We start from the raw sequence: 23,075 nt of genomic DNA, 5'->3' as shown, positions 1-23,075 counted from the left end.
TTATCGATTTTAAGGTAGCTGTAACGCAGTCGTTTATTAATTTCTTATATCACTTAAAATAACTTACCCGCTGTCTGGCGTCAACTCAGGTTGATACCTTTTATACCCTTCAATATTGACTTCACTGATTAGCGCTCCATATTTGCCACTGCTTTGAGCCAATCTGGGGCAACCGTTTTGCAATAGCCATTGATTGTCGGCATGGCAATTTGCTGTAAATCTGGATCACTAAACCCCAGACTTTCACCTGAGCCTAATAACAAAACACCATCATCCGCCAAATAACGGGCTAAATAACGCACGATGTCACGCTGCTCAAATTGCCGAAAATAAATTAACAGTCTTGCCTCTACCCCAGTTGTTATCGGTGAATAACTTATTATCGGTCATGACTTGGCGTTAAAAAATCTCAATCAATGATTAAAACAAGCGCTTCCAACCCCTCATCTAACACTTATACCCTTATCTACTACTTATACATTTATCTACTTATAAATTTATCTAACAGTCATAAAAAGAAAGGTGGTTAAAACCACCCTTTATTTTAGCCAACTGTTGATTACTAAACCTAATTAAGCATTAGCCATTAAGCGTTTGCTGAAGCATCATCTGGCAATTTAAAGCCCGATACTGATTCTTGCAGCGCTGCCGCCATTTCATTAAGCTGACCGATTGAACGAGCGGTTGCCATGGTACCTGATGTGGTTTGCGAGGTAATATCTTGAATGATGTTCATGGTGTTTGAAATATGACCCGCTGAGGCTGCCTGTTGACGCGCCGCATTCGAGATACTCTGAATCAATGATGCCAAGTTATTAGATACAGTTTGTACTTCTTCAAGCGCCTCACCCGCGTCTTTTGCAAGTTTTGCACCGCGTACAACTTCTGCGGTGGTTGATTCCATCGACATCACGGCTTCGTTCGTATCTGCCTGAATGGTTTTAACCAGTGTTTCAATCTGTTTGGTCGCTGTGGCTGAACGTTCTGCTAGGCGCTGTACCTCGTCAGCAACAACCGCAAAACCACGACCTGCTTCACCCGCCATCGATGCCTGAATTGCTGCATTCAACGCCAGGATGTTGGTTTGGTCAGCAATGTCATTAATCAGTCCAACGATATCGCCAATCTCTTGCGATGATTCACCGAGGCGCTTAATACGTTTTGAGGTTTCTTGAATCTGGTCACGAATGGTATTCATACCATCGATAGTACGTTGTACCACTTCTGCCCCATTATACGCAATCGCAACCGAACGGTCCGCAACCGCAGCAGATTCGGCGGCATTTGAAGATACTTGGTCAATAGACACCGCCATCTCATTAATCGCTGCAGAGGCTCCCGCAATCTCTTGCGCTTGGCTTTCAGAGGCTTGGGCTAGTTCAACTGCCGTTGCCTGGGTTTGGTCAGAGGCGCGAGCGACTCGCTCTGCGGTGACGTTAATCGCAGAAACCAGTTGACGCAATTGGTCAATTGCAAAGTTGACCGAGTCTGCAATCGCACCTGTAAAGTCTTCTGATACCGTTGCGTTCACGGTCAAGTCACCTTCCGCTAAGTCACCTAACTCATCAAGCAAACGCAAAATCGCCATTTGGTTACGTTCGTTTTCTTCTTGGATTCTGCGGGCACGTTCAGATTCAACCTCCATCTCATGACGTTGACGCAGCGTTTCACGCTTAACTTCTTCCTTCTCTCGATAGGTTTTAGCATTAATCTGGCGGGTCAAAAAGTAAATCGCCCCAATGACGCCCAATACAATCAAAATAGAGGGCAACCAAATGGTCAAAAAACTAATGGCAACACTATTCTGTTGACGTACCAAAATCATCAATTGGTAAAGTCGATAAATAAATGCCAAAGCAGCCACGCCACCACAAATACTTGCCCAAATAATCCAGTTGATTGAGTCCCCTCTATCCAAACGATAATTACTCTTGCCAGGCCCGACCGCGACAGGGGAGTTGATATTGGTACTTAGGGTCGAAGTTTTAGTATCCATGATATGGTAAACCCTCAATTGTTTTAATGAGTTAGAAAATTAGGTTATAACGCTGCTTCTAAATAACGCGTGTCTTGCGCCAATAAGCTTGGCATAAACACATACCAAATCTGCTCGTTTTGTCTAAAACGACCATGCGTATACTGCGCGAGCGGTGAATCATTCGGCATTTCGATAGGCTGATATTGCCCTTGACTAAAGGTTTGGATACCCAATACCTCATCAACTTGTAAGCCACTAAATAGCTTGGGTTGATCAATCACCAAAATCTTTTGATTGCCTGATTGGTAATTTAAACCTGATGGATGTAAACCTAAGAAGTTTGACAAATTGGTAATCGGTAATAACCTTCCCCGAACATTGGCAATCCCTAGCAGCCAAGGTTTTGACAAAGGCACCGAGGTATAGGCAGGCAAAGATAGTACCTCTGCCACATCGCCGAGTGGTGCTACCAAGTGGTAGTCACCGAGCGAAAACGCAACCCCTAGCCACTGATTTCTTTGGTCAAAGTGGGTACCTTTTTGTCGTTTGATACCGCGGTTAGCGAGTCTTAAAAGCTCGATAAAGCCGTTTGAGGACACGAAACCTACTCCATCACGGCGCAGATTATAGTGATTAAGGCTTCTTCTGTAATCGGCTTACTGAGATAATCCCGTGCGCCTTGTCGCTTGCCCCAGACGCGGTCAGCTTCTTGATTTTTAATACTGATGATGATGACAGGGATATGACTGGTTTTTGGGTCACGGGTAAGTTTGCGGGTTGCTTGGAAGCCGTTCATCTCTGGCATGACCACATCCATCAAAATCACATCGGGGAAAAACTCATTGGCTTTTTGAATTCCATCCTCGCCTGTATGCGCTTCAATGACTTCGTGCTGATGACGAGTCAAAATATCTCGAAATTTTGCCATTTCTGATGGTGAATCATCAACTACTAAGATTTTGGCCATACACTTACCCTTTTACCTAATTATTGATTGCATTAATATTTTACTGTTTTGTATGTCGGTGGGAATAAAAATCCAACAGCACAACGGTTAAACTAAACACGCATCCCAAATCTACGTCTAGCTAGGTTGCAATCTGGGCTTATATTTCAGTCATATCGAGTGATTGCAGATTTTAGGGGTTAACAACAGTTGCAAGCAATGGCATGCTGTTTAGCTTCAACCCAGCGCATGAAGAAGCACAGCGCATTAAGACGCAGGACGATGACGTTCAATGGTATCAAATAGCTCTTCTTTACTAAATGGTTTGGTCAAGTACTCATCTGAGCCGACGATACGACCGCGCGCTTTATCAAACAAGCCATCTTTTGATGACAGCATAATCACGGGCGTGGCAGCAAAATCTGCGTTGTTTTTGATTAGTGAACAAGTCTGATAACCGTCGAGGCGTGGCATCATGATATCGACAAAAATCAAATCTGGGTTGGTATCCGCAATTTTTGCCAACGCATCAAAGCCATCAACGGCAGTAGTCACCTCACAGCCTGCTTTGGCAAGTAACGTCTCTGCGGTACGACGAATGGTTTTTGAATCGTCAATAATCATGACTTTTAGGCCTTCAAAATTTGCATCCATAATATTTTCCTAATGGTTGTTTCGCTATGGTTTTGCTACCCATTGTTCTATAGCGATTACTCAAAACTTTAATTCATTGATGTTGGGGCAATTATCAAGTGATGCCTCAACCCTCAAAAGCAACTGGTACAATTTTTGACAATTAAACAAAGCTATTCTAAATAATTTTTATAAGATATAACAAATATTTCATACAGTGTAGTTACAAACCAACTGTATGGTGATATTTTTAAAATACTACCATACTTTTTTGCTGCAAAGTATGCTTAAATCGATGCACTTACCGTTCATTTTTAACATCCTATGATGATTCAGGTTTGATCTATTGACTGTTTTGTAGATTGCCCATACACCCATGTTAATATACACGGATTCCATGAGATAGTGACACATCTTGAGATAAGCTTAGAAAAGTTTATTGCACTGGCTATTTCTACATCGTTTTATATTTTTTTAAGTTGATTGTTTGCGCTGAGGACGTCTCATTCATGATAACATCGAAGTTTATCACCAAAGTTCTACCATTAGGCCTAGCCGTGGCTAGCGCTGTTATGAGTTTGAGCGGTTGCCAAAAACAGCAAAACGATAGCAAAAGCCCGTTCTCAACCCAAAAGACCCAAATCACCACCGCGTCAGCCACCACGCAAATCGCCAATAACGAAATTCAGCTATTAGCCGCTGATGTCATCACTGCCAAAGCAGACCGATTTGAACCGAGCGTCACCGTGACAGGGACACTGCAGCCTTCAGACCACACAGTGGTACAATCAACCGTGAATGCACAAGTGCAGCAAGTACTGGCTGATGTGGGTAAAACCGTGGCAAAAGGTGAGCCACTGGTACGACTTGATATCAGTGATAGTAAAAACCAACTCGCTCAAGCGCAAGCCGACGTTGCCGCCGCCCAAGCACAAGCAATCGTCGCCAATAAACTTGCTGAGCGCAACAAAATTTTGCTCGAGCAAGGCTTTGTCTCACAAATAGAGTATGAGCGTAGTGTGGCAGACAGCATTGCCCAGCGTGAAGCCATCAAAGCCAAACAAGCCCAATTAAGTAGCGCACAAAAAATGTTTGGTGATACCACGATTTATGCGCCTACCACTGGGATTGTCAGCAGTCGCAGCGTCAATGTCGGACAGGTAGTCACGCAAAACCAAGCCTTGATGGAAATCATTGACCCCAATAAACTTGAGTTTGCCGCCAATGTCCCTAGCGAAGCACAAACACAGCTACAACTTGGTCAACAAGTGCCTTTTACTATTAGTAATCAAACCAATCAGTACATCGGACAAATTAGCCGCATTTCGCCCCAAGTCGATGCCGCCACTCGCCAGCTGACGATTTATATCGCGGTTAAGCCTTCTCAGCGTAATCGTGGACTTCGCCCGGGCATGTATGCCACAGGCAAGCTTAATTATGGGGTTGCACAAGTTGGGGTCTTGGTGCCGATGTCAGCGGTAATGCTGGAATCTAAAGCACTCGAATCTAGAGCCCTCGAATCTGGGGCAAAAGGCGCAGCCAATAAATCTAGCGACCCATCCGCCACAAGTCCAACTTTAGAAGCAGGCACGATTTTGGTGGTCAGTAAAGACAATGTGATTACCAAACAGCCTATCAAGGTACTCAAACACCTTGACGATACCAGTCAGTATTTAATTACTGGCATCGAGCCTAACACCACAGTGATTGTGGCAAATCTCAATGCCAATGATGTGGGTAAAAAAGTCGTGCTCAAATAACCTACTGATAGTGTTTCATTCACTCATTCTATATTGTTAAAAATTTCACTGTTAAAAATTTTAGTATTAGGAATTTGCTATGTGGCTCACCCGCGTCAGTATCAACAATCCTGTGTTTGCCGCCATGATCATGCTCGCGCTAATGGTCATTGGACTACTAGCAACATTTCGCATGAAAGTTGAGGAATTTCCTAATATTGAATTCCCATTTGTGGTAGTCAATACCGTTTATAGTGGTGCTTCGCCTGAAGTCATCGAAACCGACATTACCAAAAAAATTGAAGACCAAGTCAATACCATCGCCGGTGTCAAAGAAGTAACCTCCGTCACCCAACAAGGCTTATCACAAGTCATCGTGCAGTTTGATTTAAATATTCCGTCCGATGTTGCCGCGCAAAACGTGCGTGATAAATTGGCACTGGTGACCCCCACCTTTCGGGATGAAGTCACCACGCCTATCGTTGCGCAGTACAATCCTGCCGATGCGCCTGTGGTGTCCGTCACGTTTCGCTCTGACAAAATGTCGCTTCGGGAATTATCCACTTATTTAGACAACACGGTCAAAAAACAACTGCAAACGGTCACGGGGGTGGGTCGTGTTGATATCTTGGGGGGACGGCAGCGTCAAATCCGTGTGCTGCTCAATCCCACCCAAATGAATGCCTATAAAGTCTCAGTTAATCAAATTAGCAATGCGCTACGCTCAGAGAACGTTGAATTACCTGTCGGTACCATCAACAATCAAAACCAAGAAATGGTGATTCAAGTCAACGGGTTGGTCAAAACACCCAATGAGTTTAACCAAATCATTGTCGCCCAAAATCGTTCAAGTACGGGTGCTATCGTGCCTGTGTACTTATCGCAAGTTGCCGAAGTCATTGATGGGCAAGCCGAGGCTGAGTCAGCGTCGCTACAAAATGGTCAACCTGCGGTGGCAATGGATATTATCAAAATGTCGGATGCCAATGTGATTGATGTGGTTGATAAAACCCAGCAGCGTCTGGCAGAAATCCAAGCGACCCTACCCCCAGGTGTCACCATGACGGTGGTGGCTGATAGCTCAAAAAGTATTCGCGGCTCGTTAAATAATGTGGTGCGCACCTTGATTGAAGGAGCGATATTGGCGGTGTTTATTGTTTGGTTGTTCTTAGGGTCGTGGCGCTCGACCATTATCACAGGATTGACGCTGCCCATTTCACTGCTCGGTACTTTAGCGGCGATTTGGACGTTTGGTTTTTCCATCAACATGATGACCCTGCTGGCGCTGGCATTATGTATTGGACTATTGATTGATGATGCGATTGTGGTGCGGGAAAATATCGTACGCCATGTGGGTATGGGCAAACATCACCGCCAAGCGGCGCTTGATGGCACCCAAGAAATCGGGCTTGCTGTGCTAGCGACAACGCTGGTGATTGTGGCGGTATTTTTACCCGTGGCTTTTATGGGCGGGATTATCGGACGCTTTTTTTATCAGTTTGGTGTGACTGTTTCTACCGCTGTATTGCTGTCGTTATTTGTCAGCTTCACCCTTGACCCGATGTTGTCTTCGATTTGGCCAGACCCAGATGCCGCGCACCAACATGACCGCGTCAATGAACGGGTTTCATTTCGCAAGCGACCGATTGCTTGGCTATTAGATGGGTTTCAGCGCTTATTAGATCGGTTGACCAATCTATACAGCCATATTCTTGCGTGGAGTTTACGCCATCGCTTGATAACTGTGCTCATCGCAATTGGCTCGCTGGTTGCCGCGTTTTTTGCCGTGGGGTTGGTGGGCAAAGAATTTGTCCCGCAAGCGGATATGAATGAAATCAAAGTCAAATTTGAAACACCTGTCAATGCCAATATTGACTACACCCAACAAAAAGCAGCACAAGTCAACGCGGTATTACAAAGTTTTCCTGAAGTTACCAATACTTATGCCACGGTTAATGCCATGTCCTATAGCGGTAACAATCGGGTACAAGTGAATGTATCGTTAGTACCTAAAGATGAGCGCACGCGCGGACTAGATGCCTTAAACCGTGCCATGCGTGAGCAATTGCAGCAGGTAGGCGGTATTAAAGTTACCTCAGTAGCGGCCGCTGCCATGGCGGTCAGCGGTGGTCTTAAGCCGATTATGATATCCATCAAAGGCAATGATTTAACTGAGCTGCAACGTTTATCCAATGAGTTTATGCAAAAACTCTCAAACGTCAATGGCTTGGTAGACTTGGAAAGCACGCTTAAACAGCCCAAATCAATGGTCAATGTCACCATTAACCGGGAAGCAGCAAATGATGCCGGTCTCTCGATTGGACAAATCGGACAAGCATTACGCCCACTGCTGGCCGGTGACAATGTGAGCACCTTTAAAGATGACAACGGCAACAATATCGATGTCAACGTGCGCTTAAATGACGACAACCGCCAGACCATCTCGCAGCTACAATCCATGTACTTGTCATCAAGCCGTATGGACCAAAATGGTCAGCCGATGCTAGTGCCGCTATCGCAAGTGGCGAATTTTAGTGAAACCTTGGGTGCACCGCAAATCAACCGCCGTTCGCTGTTTCGTGAGGTGGTAGTCCAAGCCAACACGGACGGCAGACCGGCAGGTGATATCGGCGCGGATATCACAAAAATCCAAAACGAAATGAAACTGCCACCTGGTTACAGCTTTGCGGTACAAGGCTCTAATAAAGACATGGCAGAATCCATTGGCTACGCAACAACCGCACTTGGACTGGCAATCGTGTTTATTTATATGTTGTTAGGGTCACAGTTTAATAGCTTCTTATACCCTGTGGCGATTATGGCGTCGCTGCCATTATCGCTAATTGGGGTGTTCTTTGCGTTATTTTTATTCGGTTCTAGTCTTAATATGTTTTCTATCATCGGTATTATCATGCTGATGGGATTGGTGTGTAAAAATGCGATTTTGCTCATTGATTTTATTAAAGAATCTTTATCAAAGGGTTTGAGCCGAAATGAAGCTATTATGCTCGCGGGGCAAACGCGCCTGCGCCCAATTTTGATGACTACCGCTGCCATGGTGATGGGGATGGTACCGCTGGCACTGGGCATTGGTGAAGGTTCAGAGCAGCAAGCACCGATGGCACACGCCATTATTGGCGGGGTGATTACTTCAACCTTATTGACCTTGATTGTGGTACCTGTGATTTATACCTATTTAGATGATGGCAAACAGCGGTTTTTTCGGTTATTGGCTAAAAAGAAAGCAGCAACCCCTGCCATAGAGCGCCACGACTCACTTTAAGCAATAATTCATTACAATTTTATACAGTGTAAAGAAACTTAAGAATGAGTAGCCCAGTACAATTTTAAATTGGGCTATGCATTAATTGGATTAATTGGGCTGTGTGATTGATAGCTGTATGATTGGCAGCTAAGAAGTTTTATAAAACTGTGTAAGACACTATCATATTGGCAGTCTCTTGCTTTATGATAATAATCTCTTGCTTATGATTATAGGCTCTTGATTGATGATAGAATGCTGGCTTTGATAAGCAAAAGCAATAATAACAACTGATTTATTTTAGAGATTTTTTGGAGTTGGTGATGGAAGATAATAATAGTGGTACTAAAACCGTACTATTGATTGAGGATGATCCAGATTTAGCCGAGTTGATTAGCGAATATTTGGGCATGAATTATTATGAGGTTCAGCATGCCCCAACCGCAACAGAAGGGTTAGAGATGCTATTTAACCCTGCCAAATCCATTGATTTGGTGATTTTAGATTTGATGTTGCCGGATATGGATGGCATGCAAGTATGTCAACGTATTCGTCAGCACAAAGATAGTCGTCTGGCGCAAACGGCGATTATCATGCTCACTGCCAAAGGTGACACTACTGACCGCGTATTGGGGCTTGAGATGGGCGCGGATGATTATGTCTCAAAACCATTTGAACCGCGTGAATTGTTGGCGCGTATCCGTGCGGTCATGCGCCGTCACGACCTGCCGCTTCACCAGCAAAAAGAAGATAACTTAGTATTTGGTCGCTTAAAGGTTTATCCAGATAGTCATGAAGTGACGATTGATGATGAGCCGGTGCGTTTGACCACCCACCAATTTCAATTATTACATTACTTTGCTACCCACTCAGGTAAAGTACTGAGCCGTGAACAGCTGTGGCATGCGATGCCAAACGATGACAGCAGTGATAACATCGACCGTGCCATTGATGTGCATATCTCGCGTCTGCGCGCGCTGATTGAAGACAATCCTCGTCAGCCAAAACGCATTATCACGGTGCGTGGTGTCGGCTATCAGTTTGCCACTGACCAAGTGTAACAGTGTAAGATAGCTTGACAAATTTAACACGCAAAAGGTCATTATCTTTGGTTATTTATGCTAGTAAAGCTATTATAATAACCTGTGATGACCCACGATTTTTGGATTCTGTGTGCGATTGAGCGGCATAAAATTTAACAGTGTATTTAGCAAGTTATTTGCCAGCGTTATGCTGGCATTGGTCATTTTTGCTGGGGCAATGGTAGTTTTAAGCCACTTGGTACACGATACCTCTGCCAACACCCGCCACCAAGTCATTGCCAGCCAAGTCACCCAGCAGCTAGACCCGCTACTAGTTGAGCTGCGCACGGCACAGAACCAACAAAAAAATCTCGAAACCCGCTATCTACTTGCCCTCGTGCGCCGTAGTTTTAATATCTATAGCGATTCACTCAACGCCAAATTTGGTCTATATGATGGCAAAAGTGGCGAAGCGATTATGATTATGCGTGGGCTGCCTGCCACATTACCGCCAAACCCGCCATTTTTTTTATCCTTGTTTCCTAGAGATGATCCAAAACACCCGACCGAAATTCGAGTTAATAGCCAATCGGGTTATGTGCTGTTATACCAATCAAAACTTAGTAACCGCCGTGCGATTTCGCCCGCGATTAATTTACTGACAGGCACCTTGCTACTGCTGCTCATCATGTCGGGCATGTTATGGATGATTGCGCGTACCATGACATGGCGTATCAACCAGCTAAGTCGGCAAATCACCCAATTGGGTGATGGCGATTTCTCTGCCCGTGTCACGCCTGTGGGCAACGATGAAATTACCATTTTGGCGCGCGGTTTTAACCAAACCGCCGAGCGCATCGAAACCTTGATGAATGCCAATAAACTGCTGTTAGCACATGCCTCACATGAGATTCGCACACCAATTACCCGTATTCGTCTACAAGTTGAAATGATGACGATGCTGGCAAGTCAGTTTGACAAAACAATACAAGATAAGGTACAAAAACGTGCTGATGCCATCAACCGTGATTTGACGGGTCTTAATGATTTGGTGGAAAGTATTTTGCTCGTCAGTCGTATGGATGCCGGTCATGCGATAGAAAAAGTAGAAGACGTCGATTTATATGAGTTAATTAAAAACGAGATTCAGCACTACCCACAAGCTAGCTTTGCGGGTGGTCACGTTATCATTCAAGGGCAAGCCAAACTTCTCACCCACCTCGTGCGTAATTTGCTCGACAATGCCCATCTTCATGGCGTCCCACCTGTGAGTGTACAGCTGTATGCCATTGATGATGCGGGTAATCAACTGGCAATTGATGCCCCAACAGCGATGCAAGAGAGTACAAAAGATACCGATGCTCAAAAAGATAAGATAGCTTTCCCCGCCCCTATAAAAGATACTAGCAGTGCCCCTACAAACGACGATGACATGACCTTTGATACTACGATGTCAGCGACCACTATACCCCCAGTAACAAACAAAGCAACGGACACTGCAGATAGCGAGGCAACTTCGAGCAAACTGGCTAATAAACCAAAGAATAAATCGTCTATTTTTTCACGTAAAAAATCTGACATTGTGCACCTGCCAGAATTTCATCAGGTGTGTATTGCGGTTATCGACCAAGGTACAGGCATTCCTGAAGACAAACGCACCGATATTTTTAGTCCATTTGTACGGCTACAACAAGAGAAAAAAGGTTCAGGGCTCGGGCTATCTTTAGTCGCGCAAATTGTCAAAGCCCATGGCGGTAGTATTATCACCGACACATTGCATGGTCATACCCGCTTTTTGGTCACATTACCTATCACCCAATCTTAACCGATTTTAACTCTGCTCTGCCTATAGTATGGTTTTGTCACAATTTTTTTCGGTTTTCTCCTCTACTATTCATATAAACCTACCATTCGGCATTTATTTATTCGTTAAAGCGACTAAACGCTGACGACGAGCTGTGCTAAAATTACCCTCTTTTAGCCACTGCAAAATTTTTTATTATCATGATTACCATTGATAACGTTACCAAACGCTTCCAAACCCAAGATGGCAACTGGTTTACCGCGGTAGAACCGACATCGCTCTCAATCCAACAAGGCGAGATTTTTGGCTTGATGGGTTATTCGGGCGCAGGCAAATCCACCTTGCTACGCTTGATTAATTTACTTGAACGCCCAGATAGCGGCACGGTCACCATTGATGGCAAGGAGCTGACCTCGCTGTCCACCCACGATTTGCGCCATGCCCGCCAAAATATCGGGATGATTTTTCAGCAGTTTAATCTGATGGCAAATCGCACGGTGGCACAAAATATTGCCTTTGCCCTAGAAATTGCCGGTTGGGAAAAAACAGCCATCATGCCGCGGGTGATGGAATGCCTTGAAATTGTCGATTTGGTCAATCGCGCCGACCACTACCCTGCCCAGCTCTCTGGCGGTCAAAAACAGCGGGCAGGTATCGCACGGGCGTTAGCGCCCAAACCTCATGTAATGCTCGCCGATGAGCCTACCTCTGCGCTCGACCCTGCGACCACCAAATCGGTGTTAGCCTGTCTCAAGGATATTAATGACAAGTTTAACGTCACTATTGTGATTGTGACCCATGAAATGTCCGTGATTCGCAAGCTGTGTAACCGCGTTGCTCTGCTTGATAAAGGCAGATTGCTGGAAGTCGCTGACGTACACTCGGGACAAATTCATGCCACCACGCCGATTGGGCAACTGCTGATTAGTGATGATTAACGGCGCACAAACATGGTCGATGGCTGGATAATCTTTTAAGTTTTAAATTGAATCGTTGGGTAATTTCATGGCAAATACATTAACTTGGCAAAGCGCGGTTGATAATCTTTTGGGGATGAAAGCAGAAATTTGGCAAGCTTTTTGGGAAACACTGATTATGGTGGGTATCTCAACGGTTGCGTCAGTCATCTTTGGCACATTGCTCGGCGTCGCGCTATTTTTGACCAGTAAAAATCAGCTCGCCGACAACAAATCGCTGTATGCAGGACTTGGCAACTTTACCAACATTATGCGTGCTTTTCCGTTTGTGATTTTGATGATTGTGATTATTCCTGTAACTCGCCTCATTGTCGGTACCACTATTGGTCCAATCGCGGCATCGCTTGCTTTGAGTGTCGCCGGTATCTTCTACTTTGCTAGGCTCGTTGAGCAAAATCTGCGTGATGTGCCAAAAGGTATCATCGAAGCGGCGTTATCAATGGGTGCAAGTACAGGGACGATTATTCGTAACGTGTTATTAGTCGAATCACGCTCAAGTTTGATTTTAAGTATCACTACCTTGATGATTAGTTTACTCTCTTATAGTGCGGCAGCGGGTATGATTGGGGGTGGCGGTCTCGGTGATTTGGCGATTCGCTATGGTTATAACCGCTACCAAAATGACGTGATGATTTTTATGGTGATTTTATTGGTGGTGATGGTGATTATCATCCAATCAGTCGGTAATATTTTGGCGCACCGTCTGGATAAACGTTAATTTTAGCTGATGGCTGTTTAAAAAATTGTTATTGATGGTTTTTCTAGGAATTATGAAAAAATTTCATATCCATAGGTTAACTCTCAATAACATTTTTTTTATGAATATGTTAAGGTAAACTGATTGTTTTGTCCGTTTATTTTTTCATTTTTGGAGGAAGGTATGAAATTAACGCATTTATCAAGCCATATTGCGCAGCTGCTAGCAACCGTAGGGGTGGCAGGGATTGCCCTAGTCGGTTGTAGCAAACCTGAAAGCAAAACCGAAACCACAGCACAAGCCAGCACCACCACAACTACGACCACGACTACCGCAAGCTCAACAACGACCACGGCAGCGGCAAGTACAGGTATAGACCCGAATAAATCTGAAATTGTGATTGGTACTACCGTGGGCGACTTTGGTGACATGGTCAAAAACTCTGTCAAACCGCAGTTAGAAAAACAAGGCTATAAAGTCAGACTGGTTGAATTCTCTGATTATGTGCGCCCAAATAAAGCCTTAGCCGATGGCGATATTGATATCAACGTGTTCCAACACAAACCTTATCTTGATACTTTCAAAAAAGACAACAACTTAGATATCGTTGAAGCCTTCCAAGTGCCTACCGCACCGCTTGGCATCTACCCAGGTAAATTAAATGACCTAAAACAAGTCAAAGACGGTACCACCGTGGCTGCACCGAACGATCCAAGCAACTTTGCACGCGCGCTGGTAATGCTCAACGAACTAGGCTGGGTAAAACTTAAAGCCAATATCAACCCACTGACCGCATCAAAAAATGATATCGCAGAAAACCCAAAAAATATCAAATTGGTAGAGCTAGAAGCGGCACAATTACCACGTGCGCGCTCTGACGTTGACTTTGCAGTCATCAATGGTAACTATGCGACCAGCTCAGGTATCAAATTGACTGAAGCGCTGTTCCAAGAACCCAGCTATGCGTATGTCAACTGGTCAGCGATTCGCACCAAAGACAAAGACACACAATGGGTAAAAGACGTGACCAATGCGTATAATTCAGAAGAATTTAAACAATACGCCCACAAAACTTTCCCAGGTTACAAATACCCAGCTATTTGGGGTGAAAACCCTGCAACACCAGCAGCTGCCAGTGCAGCCGCCTCTGCTGCTAAATAGAGACATAATTGGTATAAAAAAAAGAAGCATTAAGCTTCTTTTTTTTATGGTTAAAATTTATGGACAGAATGTTTTACGGTCAAAATTTGCTAACTGATTTTAAAACACCTAAATTAACTGGAAATAATCTAAAAACAATAAAGCGCTTATTCTGTGAAAAGTTTATCTTCAATACTACGACGCATTTTTTGCCCCGCTTTAAAGGTAACAACGCGGCGCGCTGTGACATGAACCATCTCGCCAGTCTTTGGGTTGCGACCTGGACGTTGGCTTTTATCCTTAATCTCAAAGTTACCAAAACCCGATAGCTTGACTTGGTGACCTTTGGTCAACGTCTCTGACAACTCTGAAAAAAAATTCTCCACAAATGCGCGGCTGTCTTGGCGCGTCATGCCCAAATTTTCCATCAAATGATTGATCATTTCTAATTTGGTTAAGGTTTTTCCTTCAACTTGCATATTCATTATCATACCCACCCTACTAAATGTTCCTATTCTAGCGATTCTAGCAAATACAGTCGATAGTTATTTTTACTTTAAAATCAAAGAAAAACATTGTATCGACTGGCATAATTTGCTAGTCCAAGATTACATACGTAGTGTTGCGTGGTACTGTTCATGTAGCGCAGCGATGACAGCTTCCATTTGCGCATTGATACGCTCGTCAGAAAGCGTGGCTTCGATGTCTTGCCAAACCAGTGCAAAAGCAAGCGATTGTTGGCTTTCAGGCAAATTACTGCCAGCATATACATCAAACAACCACACCTCTTTTAATAGCTCGCCCCCGGCTTGTTTGATAGTATCTTTCATTGATTGCATAGCAATCGACTTGTCTACCACCACAGCGATATCACGGCGTACTTGTGGGAATTTACTTGGCGTCATAATGGTCAATGCCTGTTGGTGCATGTCAATCACTGCCTGTAAATTCAGCTGCGCCACCCAAGTGGTCGGCAAATCCAAGGCTTTGGCAATCTGTGGGTGCAACTGACCTAACCAGCCAATCACCTTACCTTGATAGTGTACATCGGCACTTTGACCGGGGTGTAAAAACGGCTGCTGGCTACGTTGATAACTGATAGCCGACTGGGAAAACCGTGGGAAAACCGATTCGACGTCATTTTTTAGGTCGTAAAAATCCATCACACGGCTGTCATGATGCTGTTCTGGATGAGTGCTGCCCACTGCCACCATCGCCAAAGTGTCCACTTGGTTTAAGCTTGCGATATCACTGCCATCAAAACGCAGACCCGTCTCAAACAGACGCACGCGGTTTTGTTGACGGTTTAAGTTATATTGCACACAAGGCAATAAACTAGACAGCAGGGTACGACGCATGACCGCTAAGTCACTTGAGATTGGATTGGCAAGCGCGAGTGGTGCAGCAAAATGCGCCCCATCAAACAACGCTTCGACTTTGGCATCACTAAAACTAAAACTCACCGCTTCAAAATAACCTTGATTGACCAAGCTCATTTTTAGATTATGCAGATCATTTTGGCGTTTATTGTCAAACAAGTTACTGGTAAACGCCGGCAGTTTGTTGGCAATATTGTTATAGCCATAAATACGGGCGATTTCTTCAATCAAATCTTCGGGCAAGCTGATATCAAAACGATGGCTCGGCGGCGTGGCAACCAGATTTTCGCCTTGTAACTCGGTGCTGATTTGTAGACTATTTAAAATCTCAATGGCTTTGTCAGTGGCGATATCCGCGCCTAACAATTTATTGATACTGACAATCGGTAGCGTCACTGGCGTACGTTTTGGCAGTTCAGCGGTATTTTCAACCAACGTGATTTGACCAACCCTAACCTCACTTGAGCCATTGCCAAATGTCGCCAATAGATTGACCGCGCGGTCGAGTGCCAATTTTGGCAATTCAAAATCAACGCCGCGCTCAAAACGCTGTGACGCATCGGTATGCAAGCCAAAACGGCGTGCTTTACCTGCAATCGCCAACTGTTTGAAAAATGCGCTCTCGATTACCACTCGGGTCGTGCTATCGGTCACTGCGGTGCGAAGTCCACCCATGATTCCCGCTAACGCAATGACACCTTGTTCATCGGCAATCACCAGCTCATCACCTTGTAAGCTGATGGTTTGCTCATTTAAAAGCTCAAGGGTTTCGCCTTGTTGGGCATGGCGTACAATAATTGCGCCCACCAACTTATCGGCATCAAACGCATGCAGCGGCTGACCGAGCTCAAGTAGTACGTAATTGGTGACATCCACCAGTAGATTACGTGGCTTGACGCCTGAGGCATTTAGGGCTTTTTTCATCCAATCAGGTGATGGCGTAGTGCCTGTCAGCCCACTGACCAGTTGCGCGTAATAACGTGGGCAGTCCGTGGTCTCTACGCTAACCGCTTGGCTAGCGTTGTCGGTCACAGCTGCGGTGATGTGGTCAAAGGGTAGTTGAAATGCTAAATCATTGAGCACGGCAAGCTCACGGGCGATACCGCGCACACTAAAACAATCCCCCCGGTTTGGGGTAATTGAAATATCTAGCACATGATTGTCTAAGCCAAGATACGCTCGGATATCCATGCCAATGGGCGCATCATTTGGCAAAATTAACAAGCCATCAACACCATCATCACAGTCAATCTCGCTACCACCACACAGCATACCGTGCGATTCTACGCCGCGCAGTTTGCCTTTTTTAATGTTAAAGGGTTCATCACCTTGTGCAGGTGGTAGTTTGGCGCCCACCAGTGCCACAGGCACACGCACGCCAGCGGCGACATTGGGTGCACCGCAAACGATTTGTAGGGGTGCTTCGCTATGCTCACCGACATTCACTTTGGCAACGCGCAGTTTATCAGCATCGGGGTGTTGGGTGACGTCAATCACTTCACCAACCACCACACCACTAAATTCTTTGGCGACTTTATCCAAGCTATCAAGCTCTAAGCCTGCCATCGTCAGTTGTTCGCCAATTTGCTCAGCGCTTAAGTTTGGGTTTGCCCATTGGCGTAACCAGTTTTCGCTAATTTTCATTGTTTTCCCCTAAGCAAACTGCTTTAAAAATCTGACATCATTTTGATAGAACAAGCGCAAATCATTCACCCCATAATACAGCATGGCAAAGCGCTCAATCCCCATCCCAAATGCAAAGCCTTGGTATTTGGTCGGGTCAATACCGCTATCGGACAACACTTTTGGATGCACCATACCGCAGCCCATCACTTCTAGCCACTTGCCCCCACCTGCATAAGTATCGGCAAGGATATCCACTTCTGCAGACGGCTCAGTAAATGGAAAATACGATGGACGAAAACGCACCGTGAGCTTGCGACCAAAAAACGCCTGCAAAAACTCATGAATCAAGCCTTTTAGCTCAGCAAAATTAGTCGATTCGCTAACATATAAACCTTCAAGTTGGTGGAACATCGGTGAGTGAGTTTGGTCGCTGTCGTTGCGATACACACGTCCTGGACAGATGATACGAATTGGCAGGTTGCCTTTTTCCATCGTGCGAATTTGCACCGAACTAGTATGGGTGCGTAGCACATAATTGGCATTAAAATGCTGTTTTTCAAAATAAAAGGTATCGTGCATGGCGCGCGCTGGGTGATGGCTTGGAATATTTAGCGCTTCAAAGTTGTAGTAGTCGCTCTCAACTTCAGGGCCTGTTGCGACTTCAAAGCCTGCTTGACGGAAAAACCCTTGCATACGCTCAGCGGTCATGGTGACAGGGTGCAAATTACCCGCTTGTTGTCCACGTGCTGGCAGGGTGATGTCAATAGATTCACTGGCAAGCTTGGCAGCTAAGGCTTTGGCTTCTAAATCGCTTTGTGCTTGTTGTAGGCTGTCATTGATTTGGGTGCGTACTTGATGCAGCATACCGCCGATGGTCTTTTTGCCGTCGGCATCGAGTCCGCCCAGCTGTTTTGACCAGGTGGTCAAATGACTTTTTTTTCCGGTTAAAGTCACGCGGATATTTTGTAGGTCTTGGGGGTTTTGTGCGGTGCTAATTAAGGCTTTGGCATCTTGAACAAATTGGGTGAATTGGTCTTGGGTGATATCGGTTAAATTTTCAGAATATTGGATAAGTTTGTCAGTCGTTATTTCTGTCATGAGCGTTGCAATCTTGGTTATCAATAGTGATAGGCATTTTAACTAAAATATGGCGATAAAAAAAGCCATTAAGCTTGCACTTAATGGCTTTTTGAAAAATCGCTTTAAAACAAATTAAGCAGCCAGTGCTTGTTTTGCTTTTTCTGCCAATGCCGTAAAACCTTGCGCATCATGCATAGCGATGTCTGCTAATACACGGCGGTCGATTTCGATGCTGGCTTTTTTCAGACCATTGATCATACGGCTGTAGCTTAAGCCATTTAAGCGCGCACCCGCGTTGATACGTGCAATCCATAAACGGCGGAATGAACGTTTTTTGTTACGACGGTCACGATACGCATATTGACCTGCTTTGGTAACTGCTTGTACAGCAACACGGAAAACACGAGAACGCGCACCGTAATAACCTTTTGCACGAGCCAATACTTTTTTATGACGGCGATTTGCCTGTACACCACGTTTTACACGAGCCATAATTTACTCCTAAAGTTTTGTAATATCAGTTGATTGAGTACCTATAAATTATAGGTAAGGACACATACGGTAAACACGTTTCTCATCAGACACGTGTACCAATTTGCATCCACGTAATTGACGGATACGCTTAGGAGATTTTTTGGTCAAAATGTGGCGTTTGAATGCTTGTTTGCGTTTGATACCGTTACCAGTTTTTTTAAAACGCTTGGCAGCACCACGGCGAGTTTTTAATTTCATGATAGCCTCTTGTTCGTTTTTGACAAAGATTAAACATCTTTATCAAGTGAAGTTAACCTGTTTGTCAAAAAATCCTCATCACACTGGATTTTTTGCCTTGAGGTGGGAGGCGGTATTTTATCAAAAATTATTGGTGAATGCACGCTATTGTTAAAACTAATTTTTTCTTTGACATCCATGTTATTTATGCTACTTTAACATTTTTTACTATAATAAAGTTTTATCCGGTCAATTTTTATAGGATTTTTAAAAAATCTATGATATCAATCATTTAACATAAATGACTTGGCAAACCTATCGCGAGATTACATTAATTAAGTTAACAACTTAGTTTACAAAAACTGCGGTTATATTGGCTAAAAGTGATAGATACACCTTATTTTGGATAAAGTTTGCGTTAGTTTGTTTAACCTTGAGGTATTTATCGTTCGCAGGCTTTTGTAAAGTTTAACGTGTAATGCTATTTCATCTTCATCAACATCATGAGGTTAGAATTCTTGTCAACTTTAAGCAAAAATATTGAAGTTGCCCATTTCGTGTTTGAGACCGTCATGCGCGTGCGCAATACCGAAATTGGATTAGGACAACATTTAACGGTTGAAAATTTGGTGGCATTGCTTACCGAAGCCCGTTTTCGTTTTTTATATTCAAAAAGCATTAAGGAGGTTAATGCTGAGTACCAAGGCTTGGTCATTAATCATATCGAGACCCAAATCCTTGATCGGGCACGGGCGCGTGAAGAACTATTGTTTGAGGTTGGCGTACAGCATTTAACCGATTTAGGTGGTGATTTTGTGTTTAAAGTCTCGCGAATGTTTGATGGGTCATTGGTAGCGTATGCCAAAATGGGCTTTGTGGCGTATGACTATCGTCAAAGCCAAGAAATCCCGTTATCAGCTACCATCAAAGAAGCCTTAGATGTGAAACCCTTTGAGATTTAGGGCTTGATGAATTATGATAAATGCACGCATCGCTTGATGGGTGCTTTTTTTTGGTTAGAGCTTGCATAGTATGATACAGGGCGTGAATATGAATTGGCTAGATACACTAAAATTTGATGACAATGGGCTCATGCCTGCAGTCGCTCAAGATTTTCATACAGGGCGCATTTTGATGATGGCATGGATGAATCGCGAGTCATTACGTCTGACTGCCGAAAAAATGCAAGCAGTGTATTGGTCACGCTCTCGCGGTAAATTATGGCACAAAGGCGAAAGCTCGGGGCATTTTCAGCAAGTCCATGAAATCCGCCTAGACTGCGATGCTGATGTGATTGTGTTGTCAGTCACCCAAGTGGGTGGGATTGCTTGCCACACGGGTCGGCAGTCCTGTTTTTATCGTCTGCTTGCCGATGACCGCGGACAGCTACAATGGCAAACTACTGATGCGGTCATCAAAGACCCTGATGCGATTTATGGTGACAACGCCAAACCGACTCATGAACACTCGCCGCTTGCAAGCAATTCGACACAAATAAGCAATCCAACCCAAACAAGCAATGCGACACAAACGCCTACGACGTCAGCGGATATTTTGACCGCGTTAGATGAAGTATTGATTGGGCGTAAAAATGCCAATCCTGATAGCTCATACGTGGCAAGCTTGTACCATAAAGGTATCAACAAAATCTTAGAAAAAGTCGGTGAAGAAGCCACCGAAGCCATTATCGCTGCCAAAGATATCAATATTGCCAACGATACCCCCTATGAGGCCGTCGCCGATGATACCGCGGTAAAAGATTTGGTGTATGAAATTGCTGATGTCTGGTTTCACACAATGGTCACATTGGCATGGTTTAATATACCGTCTTGGGCTGTCACCAATGAATTGGCAAGACGTTTTGGCTTATCAGGTATCGATGAAAAAGCCGCACGTCAAATCTCTTAAGTAATAGCCCTTAAGTGAGCGCCCTTAAGTAAACGCCACTAAACAGTCGATAATTCCTGAGTATTGCTGGCTAAAAGTGCGAAAAATTCGCCATGTTTCACACAGTTTTTTGCACACTTATGCCAACGCAATGGTTATGTGTTACACTGCAAATTCATATTGTCCTCACCCCTATTGTCAAGGTTAATCAAAGGATATTCTCATGGGTAGTTTCTCAATCACACATTGGTTAATTTTACTGGTTGTTGTTGTGGTCATTTTTGGCACCTCAAAACTAAAAAATGCCGGTAAAGATTTGGGTGGTGCCGTTAAAGGCTTTAAAGATGCGGTCAAAGATGAAAACGAACAGCATCTGAACAAAAACCGTGTCCTTGAACACGAAAAAGCTGAACTCAATACCACGCAGACCCAACAAGATAAACATAACGTTTAAACTCTAGTCGTTACTTTTTCTTTGGTTTTTTAACCCCTAACTGCCACGGTTGTTATGTTTGATATAGGTTTCTCCGAACTACTGTTATTTGGGGCGATTGCACTGATTGTGCTGGGCCCTGAAAAACTCCCCCAAGCGGCGCGTACTGCAGGTCAGTGGTATGCCAAATTCCGCCGTACGGTTGCAACGCTGCAGTCAGAAATTGAAGCTGAGCTTGACCTTGCCGAAACGCGCAAGCAAATGCAACTTGAGCTGGAAAAAATCCGCCAAGCTGAAGTTGATATGAAGCGCGAGATGGAAGCGCTGCGCAGCAGTGTGAGCGAACTACAGCAACATGGCAAAGTACCTTCGATGCAAGCTCACAACACCCAGTCGGCTAATACAACCCCTAGTCTTGTTCATGATACTAACGCAGTTAGCCTACCCCCTGAACCACTCAGCCATGAATCACCCAGTCATGAACCTTCCAATCATAAGCCACCTAGTCATTTAGCTAAGCCAACAACGGATATCACCGCGCTTTTACCAGACAAGCCACTAGATAATTCACTAGACAAGCCATCTGACGAATCTTACCTGACAGAAACTAAAGCAGATGATTATTTGCTGAGTCTAGAAGCTGATGTCGAAGCCGATGCAGTGGCTAAAGACTTACATGAAGCCCTATTTGCTGCCACTGAGCCAATGTATTATCGTTGGTTTTTGCTCAGTGATTATGACCGTGTCAGACGTCTTCCCAATCCACCGTTTTTACCCAATTATCAAGCCGATCCGCTACTGCACAAGTTGCCAAGTTTGGGTGGAGTTGCCCAGTGATTAAGCTTATCAAAACCAAAAAAACGCCTGAACAATTAGCCATTGAACAAGCTAAAGATGATAGACCATCGCAAGACAACACTCTGGTAGATATGCCCATTACTGAGCATTTGATTGAACTGCGCCGTCATTTGATTCACGGTTTTGCGGCGGTATTGGTGATTTTTTTGGCATTGGCGGGCTTTTCGCGGGAAATCTACGATATTTTTTCCGCCCCGTTAACGGCGTTGCTGCCCGTCAATTCTTCTATGATTGCAACCGATATCACCTCGTCATTTTTGGCACCGATTAAATTGACGCTGTATCTGGCTGTTATCTTGGCAATGCCGTATATTTTGTACCAGATTTGGTCGTTTATCGCACCAGGGCTGTATAAGCATGAAAAACGTATCGCCCTACCCGTGCTATTGTCATCGGTGATTTTGTTTTATCTGGGGATTGCGTTTGCCTATTATGTCGTGCTCAAAAGCGTGCTGGCTTTTTTTATCAAATTCTCGCCCGACAATGTGCTACCGATGACCGATATCGAAAGCTATCTAAATTTTGTACTCAAGCTGTTTTTGGTGTTTGGGGCAACCTTTGAGATTCCTGTGTTGACGCTGCTACTGGTGCTGGCTGGGGTAGTGACGGTGGATAGCTTGGCGCAAAAACGCCGTTACATCATCGTGGGTTGTTTTGCTATTGCCGCATTGGTGACACCGCCCGATGGCTTATCGATGGTGATGCTGGCTATCCCGATGTGGTTATTGTTTGAACTGGGTCTGGTTATGGCGCGGGTACTTATTAAAGAAAAAGCGTTATTACAGAACAACAGCTAATCTGGCTGGTTGACTTCCTCCCCTCTCTAAAGTGAGGGGATTCCTTCTACAAGACGGTCAAGCCCGACCGCAAGAATGTTCCGACTGGCATTAATATCTCTATCAT

21 protein-coding genes and 1 pseudogene are annotated in these 23,075 nt (G+C 44.5%); 12 read left to right on the top strand and 10 right to left on the bottom strand.

What is annotated here, in order from left to right; translation table 11 throughout:
- Window positions 1–128: 128 nt before the first annotated feature.
- The 5 genes and pseudogenes from RTN07_RS08535 to pilG form a co-directional block, all read right to left on the bottom strand.
- The gene (locus tag RTN07_RS08535; RefSeq protein WP_312177498.1) at window positions 129–335 is read right to left on the bottom strand and encodes a hypothetical protein; all 207 of its coding nucleotides are present in this window, start codon (window positions 333–335) and stop codon (window positions 129–131) included.
- Between the two features lie 251 nt (window positions 336–586).
- Window positions 587–1,621: pseudogene (locus RTN07_RS08530) on the bottom strand (methyl-accepting chemotaxis protein); the annotation flags it as partial.
- A gap of 419 nt (window positions 1,622–2,040) precedes the next feature.
- Window positions 2,041–2,577 (bottom strand): chemotaxis protein CheW, encoded by a 537-nt coding sequence (locus RTN07_RS08525; RefSeq protein WP_312177401.1) that lies wholly within the window; start codon window positions 2,575–2,577, stop codon window positions 2,041–2,043.
- Window positions 2,578–2,582: 5 nt separating this feature from the next.
- Window positions 2,583–2,945 carry a response regulator gene (locus RTN07_RS08520; RefSeq protein WP_312177399.1) on the bottom strand — a complete coding sequence of 121 codons (363 nt, stop codon included), beginning with the start codon at window positions 2,943–2,945 and terminating at the stop codon, window positions 2,583–2,585.
- 246 nt (window positions 2,946–3,191) lie between these two features.
- On the bottom strand, window positions 3,192–3,578 hold the full coding sequence (gene pilG / locus RTN07_RS08515; protein WP_050324978.1) for a twitching motility response regulator PilG: 387 nt from the start codon (window positions 3,576–3,578) through the stop codon (window positions 3,192–3,194).
- A 488-nt stretch (window positions 3,579–4,066) separates the two neighbouring features.
- Here pilG and RTN07_RS08510 point away from each other — a divergent pair, with 488 nt between their 5' ends.
- The 7 genes from RTN07_RS08510 (at window position 4,067) to RTN07_RS08480 (ending at window position 14,219) form a co-directional block, all read left to right on the top strand.
- On the top strand, window positions 4,067–5,317 hold the full coding sequence (locus tag RTN07_RS08510; RefSeq protein ID WP_312177396.1) for an efflux RND transporter periplasmic adaptor subunit: 1,251 nt from the start codon (window positions 4,067–4,069) through the stop codon (window positions 5,315–5,317).
- Between the two features lie 79 nt (window positions 5,318–5,396).
- A complete protein-coding gene (locus RTN07_RS08505; protein ID WP_312177393.1) occupies window positions 5,397–8,579 on the top strand; it encodes an efflux RND transporter permease subunit in 3,183 nt (1,060 codons plus the stop codon).
- 302 nt (window positions 8,580–8,881) lie between these two features.
- The gene (locus tag RTN07_RS08500) at window positions 8,882–9,619 is read left to right on the top strand and encodes a response regulator transcription factor (RefSeq protein ID WP_050324975.1); all 738 of its coding nucleotides are present in this window, start codon (window positions 8,882–8,884) and stop codon (window positions 9,617–9,619) included.
- A 169-nt stretch (window positions 9,620–9,788) separates the two neighbouring features.
- Window positions 9,789–11,405 (top strand): sensor histidine kinase, encoded by a 1,617-nt coding sequence (locus RTN07_RS08495; protein WP_312177496.1) that lies wholly within the window; start codon window positions 9,789–9,791, stop codon window positions 11,403–11,405.
- A gap of 179 nt (window positions 11,406–11,584) precedes the next feature.
- Entirely contained in the window at window positions 11,585–12,322 is a 738-nt protein-coding gene (locus tag RTN07_RS08490) for a methionine ABC transporter ATP-binding protein (RefSeq protein WP_138018696.1), read from the top strand.
- Window positions 12,323–12,389: 67 nt separating this feature from the next.
- The gene (locus RTN07_RS08485) at window positions 12,390–13,079 is read left to right on the top strand and encodes a methionine ABC transporter permease (RefSeq protein ID WP_007115396.1); all 690 of its coding nucleotides are present in this window, start codon (window positions 12,390–12,392) and stop codon (window positions 13,077–13,079) included.
- A 162-nt stretch (window positions 13,080–13,241) separates the two neighbouring features.
- On the top strand, window positions 13,242–14,219 hold the full coding sequence (locus tag RTN07_RS08480; RefSeq protein WP_096488422.1) for a MetQ/NlpA family ABC transporter substrate-binding protein: 978 nt from the start codon (window positions 13,242–13,244) through the stop codon (window positions 14,217–14,219).
- A 146-nt stretch (window positions 14,220–14,365) separates the two neighbouring features.
- Here the strand turns inward: RTN07_RS08480 and RTN07_RS08475 are convergent, their stop codons facing one another.
- The 5 genes from RTN07_RS08475 to rpmI form a co-directional block, all read right to left on the bottom strand.
- Window positions 14,366–14,683, bottom strand: a complete 318-nt coding sequence (locus tag RTN07_RS08475) for an integration host factor subunit alpha (RefSeq protein ID WP_007117206.1) — start codon at window positions 14,681–14,683, stop codon at window positions 14,366–14,368.
- 123 nt (window positions 14,684–14,806) lie between these two features.
- The gene (pheT, locus tag RTN07_RS08470; RefSeq protein ID WP_312177386.1) at window positions 14,807–17,221 is read right to left on the bottom strand and encodes a phenylalanine--tRNA ligase subunit beta; all 2,415 of its coding nucleotides are present in this window, start codon (window positions 17,219–17,221) and stop codon (window positions 14,807–14,809) included.
- Window positions 17,222–17,230: 9 nt separating this feature from the next.
- Window positions 17,231–18,301 carry a phenylalanine--tRNA ligase subunit alpha gene (pheS, locus tag RTN07_RS08465; RefSeq protein WP_065262705.1) on the bottom strand — a complete coding sequence of 357 codons (1,071 nt, stop codon included), beginning with the start codon at window positions 18,299–18,301 and terminating at the stop codon, window positions 17,231–17,233.
- A 114-nt stretch (window positions 18,302–18,415) separates the two neighbouring features.
- The gene (gene rplT, locus RTN07_RS08460; RefSeq protein ID WP_007117209.1) at window positions 18,416–18,775 is read right to left on the bottom strand and encodes a 50S ribosomal protein L20; all 360 of its coding nucleotides are present in this window, start codon (window positions 18,773–18,775) and stop codon (window positions 18,416–18,418) included.
- 48 nt (window positions 18,776–18,823) lie between these two features.
- Window positions 18,824–19,018, bottom strand: a complete 195-nt coding sequence (rpmI, locus tag RTN07_RS08455; RefSeq protein ID WP_036604595.1) for a 50S ribosomal protein L35 — start codon at window positions 19,016–19,018, stop codon at window positions 18,824–18,826.
- 494 nt (window positions 19,019–19,512) lie between these two features.
- Between rpmI and RTN07_RS08450 the strand changes: the two genes are divergently transcribed.
- The 5 genes from RTN07_RS08450 (at window position 19,513) to tatC (ending at window position 22,969) form a co-directional block, all read left to right on the top strand.
- Window positions 19,513–19,956 carry an acyl-CoA thioesterase gene (locus RTN07_RS08450; protein WP_312177383.1) on the top strand — a complete coding sequence of 148 codons (444 nt, stop codon included), beginning with the start codon at window positions 19,513–19,515 and terminating at the stop codon, window positions 19,954–19,956.
- A gap of 88 nt (window positions 19,957–20,044) precedes the next feature.
- Entirely contained in the window at window positions 20,045–20,902 is an 858-nt protein-coding gene (gene hisIE, locus RTN07_RS08445; RefSeq protein ID WP_309592884.1) for a bifunctional phosphoribosyl-AMP cyclohydrolase/phosphoribosyl-ATP diphosphatase HisIE, read from the top strand.
- A gap of 202 nt (window positions 20,903–21,104) precedes the next feature.
- A complete protein-coding gene (gene tatA, locus RTN07_RS08440) occupies window positions 21,105–21,335 on the top strand; it encodes a Sec-independent protein translocase subunit TatA (protein ID WP_007117213.1) in 231 nt (76 codons plus the stop codon).
- Between the two features lie 54 nt (window positions 21,336–21,389).
- Complete coding sequence (gene tatB / locus RTN07_RS08435) at window positions 21,390–22,151, top strand: Sec-independent protein translocase protein TatB (RefSeq protein WP_312177379.1); 762 nt, start codon at window positions 21,390–21,392, stop codon at window positions 22,149–22,151.
- A 92-nt stretch (window positions 22,152–22,243) separates the two neighbouring features.
- Window positions 22,244–22,969 (top strand): twin-arginine translocase subunit TatC, encoded by a 726-nt coding sequence (gene tatC, locus RTN07_RS08430; RefSeq protein WP_312177492.1) that lies wholly within the window; start codon window positions 22,244–22,246, stop codon window positions 22,967–22,969.
- The last annotated feature ends 106 nt before the right edge of the window (window positions 22,970–23,075 follow it).

It is taken from the genome of Moraxella sp. CTOTU46934, from assembly GCF_031979465.1.
In the GTDB taxonomy this organism is placed as follows: Bacteria; Pseudomonadota; Gammaproteobacteria; order Pseudomonadales; family Moraxellaceae; genus Faucicola; species Faucicola tetraodonis.
This window is presented reverse-complemented; position numbering and strand designations above follow the sequence as displayed.